Source organism: Chryseobacterium cucumeris (genome assembly GCF_016775705.1).
Taxonomy (GTDB): domain Bacteria; phylum Bacteroidota; class Bacteroidia; order Flavobacteriales; family Weeksellaceae; genus Chryseobacterium; species Chryseobacterium cupriresistens.
On sequence record NZ_CP068760.1, the window covers coordinates 1513466 to 1525768 of the forward strand.

At 37.2% G+C, this 12303-nt stretch carries 12 protein-coding genes; 7 read left to right on the top strand and 5 right to left on the bottom strand.

Going from position 1 to position 12303, the window contains the following annotated elements; all coding sequences use genetic code 11:
• Window positions 1–2 precede the first annotated feature (2 nt).
• A complete protein-coding gene (gene rsmG / locus JNG87_RS06750; RefSeq protein WP_110008640.1) occupies window positions 3–638 on the bottom strand; it encodes a 16S rRNA (guanine(527)-N(7))-methyltransferase RsmG in 636 nt (211 codons plus the stop codon).
• A gap of 98 nt (window positions 639–736) precedes the next feature.
• Window positions 737–2074, bottom strand: coding sequence for a M20/M25/M40 family metallo-hydrolase (locus tag JNG87_RS06755; RefSeq protein ID WP_202842716.1), 1338 nt, complete (start codon window positions 2072–2074; stop codon window positions 737–739).
• 247 nt (window positions 2075–2321) lie between these two features.
• Here JNG87_RS06755 and JNG87_RS06760 point away from each other — a divergent pair, with 247 nt between their 5' ends.
• The 5 genes from JNG87_RS06760 (at window position 2322) to JNG87_RS06780 (ending at window position 7955) form a co-directional block, all read left to right on the top strand.
• Window positions 2322–3515, top strand: coding sequence for a pyridoxal phosphate-dependent aminotransferase (locus JNG87_RS06760; RefSeq protein ID WP_202842722.1), 1194 nt, complete (start codon window positions 2322–2324; stop codon window positions 3513–3515).
• 34 nt (window positions 3516–3549) lie between these two features.
• The gene (locus JNG87_RS06765; protein ID WP_202842723.1) at window positions 3550–6489 is read left to right on the top strand and encodes a M16 family metallopeptidase; all 2940 of its coding nucleotides are present in this window, start codon (window positions 3550–3552) and stop codon (window positions 6487–6489) included.
• 149 nt (window positions 6490–6638) lie between these two features.
• Window positions 6639–7271, top strand: a complete 633-nt coding sequence (locus JNG87_RS06770; protein WP_202842725.1) for a peroxiredoxin — start codon at window positions 6639–6641, stop codon at window positions 7269–7271.
• Between the two features lie 127 nt (window positions 7272–7398).
• Entirely contained in the window at window positions 7399–7707 is a 309-nt protein-coding gene (locus tag JNG87_RS06775; protein ID WP_062670320.1) for a thioredoxin family protein, read from the top strand.
• Window positions 7707–7955 (top strand): DUF6952 family protein, encoded by a 249-nt coding sequence (locus JNG87_RS06780; protein ID WP_002980002.1) that lies wholly within the window; start codon window positions 7707–7709, stop codon window positions 7953–7955. The genes JNG87_RS06775 and JNG87_RS06780 overlap by 1 nt, the downstream gene beginning before the upstream one ends.
• 507 nt (window positions 7956–8462) lie before the next feature.
• Here the strand turns inward: JNG87_RS06780 and JNG87_RS06785 are convergent.
• Genes JNG87_RS06785 through JNG87_RS06795 form a run of 3 tightly spaced genes read right to left on the bottom strand, consistent with a single transcriptional unit; the run spans window position 8463 to window position 10706 of the window.
• Window positions 8463–9152 carry a Bax inhibitor-1 family protein gene (locus tag JNG87_RS06785; protein ID WP_202842727.1) on the bottom strand — a complete coding sequence of 230 codons (690 nt, stop codon included), beginning with the start codon at window positions 9150–9152 and terminating at the stop codon, window positions 8463–8465.
• Between the two features lie 37 nt (window positions 9153–9189).
• Window positions 9190–9624, bottom strand: a complete 435-nt coding sequence (locus JNG87_RS06790) for a peptidylprolyl isomerase (RefSeq protein WP_238349683.1) — start codon at window positions 9622–9624, stop codon at window positions 9190–9192.
• Window positions 9625–9671: 47 nt separating this feature from the next.
• On the bottom strand, window positions 9672–10706 hold the full coding sequence (locus JNG87_RS06795) for an acyl-CoA reductase (protein ID WP_202842731.1): 1035 nt from the start codon (window positions 10704–10706) through the stop codon (window positions 9672–9674).
• 59 nt (window positions 10707–10765) lie between these two features.
• Between JNG87_RS06795 and JNG87_RS06800 the strand changes: the two genes are divergently transcribed.
• Both JNG87_RS06800 and serC read left to right on the top strand, forming a co-directional pair.
• Complete coding sequence (locus JNG87_RS06800; protein WP_002980006.1) at window positions 10766–11116, top strand: 4Fe-4S binding protein; 351 nt, start codon at window positions 10766–10768, stop codon at window positions 11114–11116.
• Window positions 11117–11222: 106 nt separating this feature from the next.
• On the top strand, window positions 11223–12287 hold the full coding sequence (serC, locus tag JNG87_RS06805) for a 3-phosphoserine/phosphohydroxythreonine transaminase (RefSeq protein WP_202842733.1): 1065 nt from the start codon (window positions 11223–11225) through the stop codon (window positions 12285–12287).
• Window positions 12288–12303: the final 16 nt, after the last annotated feature.

Consider the following 12303-nt stretch of genomic DNA (forward strand, 5'->3'; position numbering starts at 1 on the left):
AATCAGGAATTAAAATTACCTTTTGATACATAAACTACTTTCTTGGTATCAAAAAATTCTTCATCAAAATAGTGTTTAAGATTGAATATTTCACATTTAATTCCGGCAAGTTCTTCAGCAAGATCACCGCCTTTTAAATATAAAATTCCGTTGTGTTTAGGATTAAACTGTTCTTTTTCAAATTTCCCTTTCAGCCATCTTAAAAATTCCGGCATCTGGGTTACTGCTCTGCTGACTACAAAATGGAATTTTTCTTTCAGCTTCTCTGCTCTTCCATGAATAGCGGTAACATTAGTTAATCCAACTCCGTCTGCCACAGCCTGTACTACACTGATTTTCTTCCCAATAGAATCAATCAGGGTAAATTCTACTTCAGGAAAAAGGATCGCCAGAGGAATCCCCGGAAAACCACCTCCGGTTCCGATATCCAAAACTTTGGTTCCCGGTGCGAATTCCATCACTTTTGCAATTCCCAAAGAGTGCAGAATGTGCTTTTCATACAGTGATTCCATATCTTTTCTGGAAATTACATTGATCTTTTCATTCCATTCATTGTACAGATTTTCCAATTTGGAGAACTGTTCTTTCTGTTTTTCAGTAAGATCCGGGAAATATTTTAATAGTAACGATGCAGACATGTGAATTATTATAAACCGCAAAAATAAGTTTTATTTCTCTTGTATTCAAATCAACTTTTCCTGATCCTGATGTAAATTCTGGTTTTCAGCAAAATCCGTCACTTTGCAATTCCTGGTATAACAGGGACACTCAGGTTTCCTGACGGGCTCACGCTCTGTACAGCGAAAATATAATTGTCTTTAGAAAGCGGAATCTTCATAGAAAGTCCTGTGGTGAATATTTTTTTCTGCCACAACGCACTGTCTGTTTCCCTTGCCAGCACATAATATCCTGCAGGGATTCCGGATTTTGGCGTTTCCCAATGTAAAGTGGTGGAATTCGTCAGCTCTTTTACATCCATTTCAACTTTCTCCGGTTTTGAAGGAGATTTTGCAAGATTGGCAAGAACAGCAATATTGGCAGCAACATTCTTTTTCAGATATTTAAAATCTATAAATTCGGTAAGATCACCGTACTGTTTATTGTTTTCTGTTCTTATATCCTGATGCTGATGGTCGTAATTTTCATAATACTCGGTCAGTCTTACGGCAGGAAATCCATTATTCACAAAACTGGTGTGATCTCCTCCGCGCAGAAACCTGTCATTTCTATAGATCAGTTTAATCTCCAGCCCCTTCACGTATTCTTCCGTAACTTCTTTGATATAGCGGGCCAACTGTCTGGATTCACTATCGTTTTCAAAACCAAGATTTCTGATCGTCATCGCTTTTTTATCCAGATCTTTGTAAGGCAGGCCTTCACTGAATACACGAAGAATGCGGGTATTGATCTCTCCTGTTTCTCCTGCTTTTGGATTGCCGATCATATCATTATTAAGAACCGCTTCCAGCTGCAGATTTTCTCTTTTCATTTTTTCAGCCAACTGTTTAGATCCCAACAGCGACTGTTCTTCACCGGAAAATGCTACAAAAATAATCGAACCAGGAAATGAAGATCTGCTCAATATTCTGGCCGACTCTATGACAGCACTTACCCCGCTGCCGTCATCATTGGCTCCCGGTGCTGCGGAAGTTCTGTTCATCACATCAGTCACTCTTGAGTCAAGATGTCCTCCGATCAGGAAAATTCTTTTGTCATTCGGATCTGTTCCTTTCAGAAAAGCAACAGCATTTCCAAGGTTTACTATTTTATCAATTCGCTTTCCATCCGGCTGAATGTCTTCCTGCTGTAGATACACTTCCATTCTTCCACCCGAATTTTTAGCATAATCATTGAATTTTCTGATCACCCAGTTCCTTGCCGCACCTATTCCCTTCTTTGGATCATCGATCGAACTCAAGGTATGCCGGGTTTCAAAGCTTACCAACTTTCCGATATATGATTTTAATGAATCTTCATTCACCTGCGAGACATATTTTTTCACTTCATCATCTTTTGAATATCTCTGCGAGAAAACACTACAGGAAATCAGTAATAAAAAAACGGAATATTTCATAGGACAGATCTTAGGTTGTTAAAGATACAAAACCTACGCTGCAAAATTATTCCCTACAATAATTTATTTTGAATTACTGTTTTTTGGCTAAAATAAGATTGAAATCAATCTCTTACTTCAAAATAAAACATTTTTATAACCCAAAAGACAATTTGACAAAAACCTGATAAAAATCTTTAAAACACCCTTATTTTTATTACCTCCACACCACGTTTTTATTATATATTTGTTAAAATTCAAAAAATAGATGGATAAACTTTCAGATAGAGTAAAAAGATTAGGATACTCACAGACATTTGTTATGTCAAACAAAGCCAGAGAAATGAAAGCCAACGGAATAGATGTGATCAGTTTAACTCTTGGCGAGCCGGATTTCGATGTTCCGGACAATATCAAACAGGCAGCATTCGATGCCATCAATCAAAATTACAGCCACTATTCTCCGGTTCCGGGATTTCTGGAATTGCGTGAGGCTATTGCTTATAAATTAAAAAGGGATAATAATCTGGAATACAAACCTTCCCAGATCTGTGTTTCCAACGGAGCCAAACAGGCTATTATCAATGTTCTGGCAGCTATTATCAATGATGGCGATGAAGTTCTTCTTCCAGCACCTTACTGGGTAAGTTATGATGAAATGGTAAGAATGATGGGTGGAACTTCCGTAATACTTCCTACCTCGTATGTTACCGATTTCAAAGTGACTGCCGAACAGCTTGAAGAAGCTATTACAGAGAAAACCAAAGCGGTACTTTTCAGCTCGCCATGTAATCCGTCAGGAGGATACTACACTTATGATGAATTGAAATCGATCGCCAAAGTAATTGCCAAATACCCTCAGATAACGATCATTTCTGATGAGATTTATGAATACATCAATTACGAAACGAATACCACTTCGATTGCCCAGTTTCCTGAAGTCTATGAACAGACAGCCGTAATCAACGGAATGTCAAAGGCTTTCGCTATGACAGGATGGAGAATCGGGTATTCCGCATGTCCTGAATGGCTGGCAAAAGCTTGTGAAAAAGTACAGGGACAGATGACCAGCGGGGCCAATACGGTAGCACAGAGAGCGTCTATCGTTGCTTTGAAAGCAGATCCTTCCGAATACAGATACATGATTGATGCCTTCAAAAAAAGAAGAGATCTTGTCTATGAACTGATCAAAGAAATCCCGGGATTCAAAGTTGTGCTTCCAAAGGCAGCCTTCTATTTCTTCCCTGATATTTCGTATTATATCGGAAAAAACCTAGATGGAACAGAAATTAAAAATTCTGACGACTTTGCCATGTTCATCCTGGAAAATGCTCATGTTGGATGTGTAGGCGGATTCTCTTTCGGAAGTCCGGAATGTATCAGATTCTCTTATGCTGCTTCTGAAGAAGATTTAAGAGAGGCTATGAAACGAATTAAAGACTTATTGGAGAAATTCAATTAACAAAAAACTAATAACCCCAAATAAAACGACAGCAATGAATCTGTTAAAAAAACTAACCATCGCTACAAGTATTGCCGCTGCAAGTTTTGCCGGATATGCTTTTGGCCAGGATTTCCAGTGGAAAGAAGCTACTTCAAACGGCTACAAGTACAGGTACGTAACCAATGACCCTACTTCTGCAAGGTATTACACTTTGAAAAACGGATTAACGGTTATTTTAAGTCCGACCAACAAGGATCCGAGAATCCAGACGTATATCGCCACAAAAGCAGGAAGTAAAACAGATCCTGCTGACCACACCGGCCTTGCCCATTATCTGGAGCATATGCTTTTTAAAGGAACGAATCAGTTCGGATCTAAAGACTGGGCAAAGGAAAAGCCTCTTTTAGACCAGATTGATGCTCTCTACGAAAAGTACAATCAGACTAAGGACGAAGCCAAAAGAAAAGAAATCTATAAAGAAATTGACAGGGTTTCAGGAGAAGCGGCAAAATTTGCAATTGCCAATGAATATGATAAAATGATGGCCGGTATGGGAGCTGATGGCACCAATGCCTTCACTTCTTTTGAACAAACGGTGTACACGGAAGATGTACCTGCGAATGTTCTTGACAAATTCCTTGCAGTACAGGCTGAACGATTCAGGGAACCGGTTCTGAGGCTTTTCCACACAGAGCTTGAGGCCGTATACGAAGAAAAAAACAGATCTCTGGATGATGACGGAGATAAGGTTTTCGATACGATGTTTGCCAACCTTTTCCCTAACAACAATTACGGAAAGCAAACCACCATCGGAACCATTGAGCACCTGAAAAACCCTTCTCTGCATGCCATCAGAGAATATTATAACAATTATTATGTTCCTAATAACATGGGAATCATCATGTCCGGAGATTTTAATCCGGATGAAGTGATTGCAAAAATTGACAAGGCTTTCTCTTATATGAAGCCTAAAGCAATCCCTGAATATAAAGTTGGACAGGAAAAACCGATCACTGCTCCGGTTGTAAAAGAAGTGGTAGGACCTAATCCTGAAAACGTAATGCTTGGTTTCAGATTTCCGGGAGCTTCTACCAAAGACGCCAGAATGCTGAATCTTGTTGGAAACATGCTTACTAATGGACAAGCAGGATTGATCGATCTTGATCTGGTAAAAAAACAGAAATTACTGGGTGCATATGCTGGTTCTTATGCATTGAAGGATTACTCCGTTCTGCTTTTACAGGGTAAACCCACTGAAGGGCAATCTCTGGATGAAGTAAAAAATCTTCTTCTTCAGGAAATTGATAAACTGAGAAAGGGCGAGTTTTCGGACGACCTGATTCAGTCTATCGTTAACAATGAGAAGAAAGGGATCATTCAGAAAGATGAAAAATACTCAACCAGAGCAAGTATTCTGATGGATGAATTCACTTCGGACGTTGACCACAAAACATCGCTGGAATATGTGGACGAAATTTCAAAACTGACGAAAAAAGATATCATGGATTTTGCATCCAAGTATCTTCAGAACAATAACTACGTTGCAGTTTACAAAAGAAAAGGGGAAGATAAGAGCATTGTAAAAGTTGATAAACCAACGATTACCCCGGTTTCCGTTAACAGAGAAGACCAGTCTCCTTTCCTTAAAAAAATCGACGAGATGCCTGAAAACCCTATCGCTCCGGTATGGTTGAATTATGACAAAGACATTGCTAAAAACAAATTAGCTGATGTGGATGTACTTTCTGTAAAAAATACAGACAATGCGCTGTTCAGAATGTATTACCACTTTGATTCAGGAAAATGGAACAATAAAATTCTTCCATTGGCAGCAGAATATCTTCAGTACCTGGGAACGAAAGACAAATCTTCGGAGATCATCAGTAAGGAATTCTATAAACTTGCCTCAAGCTTCAATGTGAGTGCAGGAAACGAGGAAACTTACGTATCACTGGAAGGTCTGAATGAAAACTTTGATAAAACCATTTCTTTATTTGAAGATTTAATCAAAAACTGTCAGGCAGATCAGGCAGCTCTTGATGCTTACAAAGTTAGGCTGAAGAAAGCCAGAGCGAACGCAAAACAGAATAAAGGAGTAATTATGGCCGGATTGAGAAGTTATGCCCAATACGGTCCTCAAAACCCTTTCAACAATGTACTGAGCGATGCTGAGCTTGATGCATTGAAAGCAGAAGACTTAATTAATGTTCTTCATGATCTGTTCAATTTCAAACACAAAGTACTGTATTACGGGCCCAAATCAGGAAATGAAGTGGTAGCAGCTTTGAAACCTGTCCACAAACTTCCTGCAACCCTGAAAGATCTGCCTAAGTCTAAAACTTTTGCACAGATCCCGACAGACAAGAACAAAGTATTGTTTGCCCATTATGACATGGTGCAGGCTGAAATCTTCTGGGTAAGAAATTCTGACCAATACAATCCATCTGCTACTCCAACGGTAAGTTTATTCAATAACTATTTCGGAGGAGGAATGGGATCTATTGTTTTCCAGACCATCAGAGAATCTAAGGCGCTTGCCTACTCCACGTATTCTTACTTTGCCCTTCCAAGCAAGAAAACAGACAAAGATATGATCATGGCCTATGTAGGAACACAGGCAGACAAATTCAATGAGTCTACAACAGCCATGAATGAGCTCCTGACTACCCTTCCGAAATCTGAGCAGTTATTCGAAACAGCGAAAAGCGGATTGAAAAAATCTATTGCCTCTGAAAGAATCACACAGGACGGAATCATCTTCTCTTATCTGAAATCTCAAAAGCTTGGAAACAACTTTGATATGAGAAAGAATGTTTATGAGCAGGCTCCAAAACTGTCTTTCACAGATATCAATTCTTTCCACGATAAAGAGATGAAAAATAAAAACTACACCTACTGTCTTGTCGCTTCTCAGGACAAAGTGAATGAGGCCGATATGCAGAAATTAGGCGAAGTAAAAAAACTTAATTTAACTGAAATATTTGGTTATTAAAATAAACAAAAAGTCCTGTTAAACAGGGCTTTTTTATTTAACAACACGCCAAAAACAATTATAGATTTTATTTATCAACTTTAGTTTGTTCGATAGATGAATCTTTTATATATTTGCATAAGAAATTTAAATATAAAAACAGAAAAATTATGTCTTTAGTAGGAAAAAAATTCCCAAACTTAACAATTGACGCAATGTCTGAGATGGGTGACGATTTAAGAATCAACATCCTTGATGAAGCAGTAAACAACCAGCAAAAAGTTCTTTTATTCTGGTACCCTAAAGATTTCACTTTCGTATGCCCTACTGAGCTTCACGCTTTTCAGGAGGCTTTAGGTGAGTTCGAAAAAAGAAACACTAAAGTAATCGGTGCATCTTGTGATACCAACGAAGTACACTTCGCTTGGTTGAACACACCAAAAGATAACGGAGGAATTGAAGGAGTAACTTACCCGCTTTTAGCTGATACTCACAGACAATTGGCTAACACATTAGGAATTGTTGATCAGGATTTTGAATATGATGAAGATGGAAACGAAGTTTTCACAGGTTCTAACGTAACTTACAGAGCAACTTACCTTATCGACGAAACCGGAAAAATTTTCCACGAAGCGGTAAACGATATGCCTTTGGGAAGAAACGTAAAAGAATTCTTAAGATTAATCGACGCTTACACTCACGTACAGAAACATGGTGAAGTATGCCCTGCAAACTGGGAAGAAGGAAAAGAAGCAATGAAAGCTGACAGAAATTCTACTGCAGAATACTTAGCAAAAAATTAATATCTTAATTTAAATATAACAATGTAACAATCTAACAGTATAACAATTTGAAAAGTCATTTCTTGAATTGTTAGATTGGTCAATTTTTTAGATTGTTACATTGTTTATTTTTTAAAAAAATAAACTTATGTACACAGAATTAACCGAAGATACATTACAGAATATAGTGAACGAAAACGAAAAAGTAGTGGTTCAATATGGCGCAACATGGTGCGGAAACTGCAGAATCATGAAGCCGAAATTCAAAAAATTAGCATCTGAAAATGATTCTATTCCATTTTTATATGTAGATGCAGAAAAGCTTCCTGAAAGCAGAAAATTAGCAAAAGTAGACAACTTACCTACTTTCGCCATCTTTAAAAACGGAGAACTGGTGAACCAGGTTCAATCTAACCAGGCAGAAAGTTTAATTAACCTTTTTAATGAATTAGCATAATGAAATTACCCGTAATCAGACAGTTTTATCAGAATCAGACTCCTGAAAACCTTGAAAAAACATTAGAAGTACTGGAAAGTTTCTGCGAGTTCAGAGGAACAAGTGAAGAAGATCTGAATGTTGCAGGAGAATTGATTACCAACATCTGCGGAGCGCTGGAAGTTCACGCCAACGTACAAAACGGAATGAGCGAGAAAGATGCATTAAACTCTTTTGCTCAGAAGGTTTTAGGATCAATTGACAAGTAACATCTTTCGGTTATTTTTAACCAAAAGAATGTAAAAACACAAACTACACAATACCTGAGGTTTTCCTCATTACTATACTTTTTCTATTCTTTAAGAATCTTTTTATTTCAACTTAAAATGTACTTCAAAGGACTTTAACCGGTCACATGAAGCTGGAAGTTGTATGAAAAATTGTAAAGAATAACCAATTAAAATCCCGGTGATATTTTCATCAGGATTTTTTGGGTTTTTGGTTTACAACACAAATAGCACAAATAAAGATACGCAAGCATCCGTGTTAATCTGTGGAATCTGTGGGCAAAAATATATTTAAATATTATTATAAGTTTCGGCTGAAGCCGTTGGAAAAGATTTATTTAAAGTAAAACGGGCTAAAGCCCGTTCCTATTGATATTAGTAAATTGTGTTTATTCGTGAAAACATTTGTGACATTTGTGTTTACATAAAAAAAGAAATCCCGATGAAAAATCACCGGGACTATATTTTAAAGCTAAGACAACTTATCAGTTAGTTTCTTCTGCTCATCAGAATACTCAGAATATACCAGAATAAAAGCATAATCGAAGCAAAAAGCTGCAATGCTGCTCCTACATATTGGTTGGTTCCAAATGAATCCTTTAATTTGCTTGTCTGATATAGAATAGTAGCTGATGCTAAAATTACCATTCCTACCGAAAACCACAGTCCAAGGTTAAAACCAAAGATCATCCCTCCTACAATCAGTCCGATGGAAATAAATCCACCGATTACAATGATATTTCTTAGGAAAGAAAAATCTCTTTTAGAAGTGAATGCTACTGCAGAAATACCCGCAAACATCGCAATTGTTAAAGTAGCAGCCTGAAAGATTACATTTGAACCGCCTGTCATATTGGTTGCAATAAAAAGCAGAGGCAAAAAGATAATTGCTTCCAATAAAATATAAAATCCTAATCCCAGATACTGAGTAGATTTACTTTGTGAAAGGGACCATTTGGAAGCCAAAACAGAAGCCAGCCAGAAAACCCCGATAATTAATAGCCAGATATATCTCTGACCAAACATCATCGCAATCAATTCTACCGGAACCGTTTTTAATAATATAGTTTCCACTCCAATAAATGCAAGAATCGATAAAGCAACATGCAAATAGGTCTTCTTGTAAAAATTCGCCTTCTCCACGTCCGAAGAATGGGCGACTAAAACATCTGTCATCATAGTTAATATTTTTTTGTTAATCGAAAATAAATTTCATCTATTTCGCAGGCAAAACCCCCAGAATCTTACCATCATCTTCAAATACCGCTGTAATCGCTTCTTTGGAAGATTCTCCTGCGTATTTATATTTAATACTTGGATGATTGGTACCATCCATTGTTTTATAATATCCTGCTTTTAAAATTTCAAGCTTTTTATTGGGATCAATACCGTCTTTGACCTTCTTAAGAACGTCATCCGTCACAATTTCCTTTACTTTCTCAGAAAGCAAGCCATCAATAGTCTTACGGTCAGAAGCCTGTAAGGCATCAACAAACTTAAGAAAGTTATCATTATACAAATTAACCTTCTCCTTGCTTATACTGGCCTGCTGCTCTTTTTTAGGACTGTTTTCAACTTTTGCACCCGTTACTTTCTGTGCAAAAATCAACTGTGTGCCCACAAGAGCCAGTCCCATCAATAATTTTTTCATAGTATTCATTTTTGTTCTGGTGAAATAAGTGATGGAAGATACGAAAATCAGACCAGTTCTAAAAATTTCATTGTATCTACATTATCTGCATAGGTATCCAGACCCGGATTTTGTGCTTCTCCAAACGGAATCGCATTCATTTCCAACTCTTCTTTTGCCACAACGCACTGAATATTTTCTTCATTTTCTGCAATAAAGCTTTTCACATCATTCAGCGATTCATATCTGCTGAAATTAATTACAGAAAGCGGACTGAACAGCTTATCATCCTCTTTCAGCATCACAAAATTATTATCCCAGAATTTATCCTGATTTAAAAGATAAACCGCTCTGTTATAATCATAATTGTTGGCATATTTGTTATGATTGATAATATCCTGGAATCCTAAGAAGTTCTCAAACAGCCTGTCAATCACAAAATCCTGCGGAATGAAGATTCTTGTCACATTTCTGCATCCCAATCCAAAATACTGGAAAATATCTTTCGCCAGAAGCTGCAGTTCTTCATCCGTTTCATCTCCCTTCAACACCGCCACAGAAGTTCTGTTCTTACGGATAATATTTAAGTGATTTTTAAAATAATATTCCAGATATCTCGCTGTATTATTACTTCCTGTTGCAATAACGGCATCAAAATTTTCTAATTTTTCAACAAACTCAAAAGCTACATTTTCATTGGAAAACTCATTCCATTTCTTCAATAAAAACGGAATCATATACTTATCTTTTGAAGACAGCTTAATGACAGGAATATGGTTGGCCAGAATTACAGAAATTACATCATGAAACCCTACTAAAGGAATATTTCCTGCTAAAATAAGTCCAACTCTTTTTGAAATTTTAGAGATTGAATAATTTCCAAGCCAGTTTTTGATGTTTTCTTCAGTCAGAAGATCTGTCCATTGCTGTAAAGCAAATTTCTGATTATCAATAGTAAACCACGGATTCTCTATTTCTGACCTTTTCAACAATAATTCAATATCAGAATCATCTTCATTGTGATCTTCTGGTTTCTTCGCTAAAAACGCTTTTATATAATCACTTAATTTAATAAGTCCTAAAACTTGATTTTCGGTATTCATAATTACTGTAAAATTGGGTAAAATTTTGTAATTTTGTGCAAATTTAAAAAAAATTAGCGATGGCTATTAAAATAACTGATGAATGCATTAACTGTGGGGCTTGTGAACCTGAATGCCCAAACAATGCAATATATGAAGGAGCTGTAGATTGGAAAGCTTCTGACGGTACGGCTCTTCAAGGTACAATTACTCTGCCGTCCGGACTTACTGTAGATGCTAATGCACCACAGGAACCTGTAAGTGATGATGTCTATTTCATTGTAACAGATAAATGTACAGAATGTAAAGGATTCCACGAAGAACCTCAGTGTGCAGCTGTATGTCCGGTAGACTGCTGTGTGCCAGACGAAGATCATGTAGAATCTGAAGAAGCTCTTCTTAATAAAAAAGCATTCTTACACGGCGAATAAAAAATTCCGTCTCATTTCCGTGAGGCGGTTTTTTTGACCCAAAATCCAATAAATCAAAATAAAGCTGAAGGATATTGAAATCCCAAAGCACCCAAAAAATAAAAATATGAACAAAAAGCACAACTTCAGCGCAGGACCATGTATTTTACCACAGGAGGTATTTGAAAAATCAGCACAGGCTATCCTTGACTTTAACGGCATCGGATTGTCTCTTCTTGAAATTTCTCACAGAAGCAAGGATTTCGTTGCGGTAATGGACGAAGCGCGTGCCATTGTAAAAAGATTGATGAATCTTGGTGATGATTATGAGGTACTTTATTTAGGAGGCGGAGCCAGCCTGCAGTTTGCAATGGTTCCTTACAACCTGATGAAAGTAGGTGGAAAAGCCGCTTACCTGGATACAGGAACATGGGCAGCAGGAGCCATCAAAGAAGCTAAAAAAGTAGGAACGGTAGATGTGGTAGGTTCTTCAAAAGAAGAAAATTATTCTTTTATTCCTAAAGATTATACTGTTGGTTCAGAATACGATTATTTTCACTGTACTTCCAACAATACCATCTACGGAACTCAAATGAAATCTTTCCCTGAAGTGGATACGCTGATGGTATGTGATATGAGTTCTGATATTTTCTCAAGACAGCTGGATTTTTCAAAATTTGACCTGATCTATGCCGGTGCTCAGAAGAATATGGGACCTGCAGGCGTTACTTTAGTGGTTATTAAAAAAGAAATTCTTGGTAAAACAGGAAGAGAAAATATGTTCTCTATTCTGGATTATTCCCAGCACATTGCTAAGGAATCCATGTACAATACGCCACCGGTATTTCCTGTATATGCCTCTTTGCTTACCCTTCAGTATCTTGAAAGAAACGGAGGAATTGCTGCTGCAGAACAAAGAAACGAAGCTAAAGCCAAACTTTTATATGATGAAATCGACAACAATCCGTTATTCGAAACTTTCTGCGTAAAAGAAGACCGTTCACTCATGAATGTTTCCTTCAAAATTACAGACGAAAGCAAGAAAGAAGAATTTGACAATTCATGGAAAGCAGCAGGGATCAGCGGGTTAAACGGACACAGAAGCCTGGGCGGATACAGAGCAAGTTTATACAACGCTCTGCCTATTGAAAGCGTACAGGTTTTGGTAGATGTAATGAAGTCTTTCAAATAAATTAAATAGTAAAAAA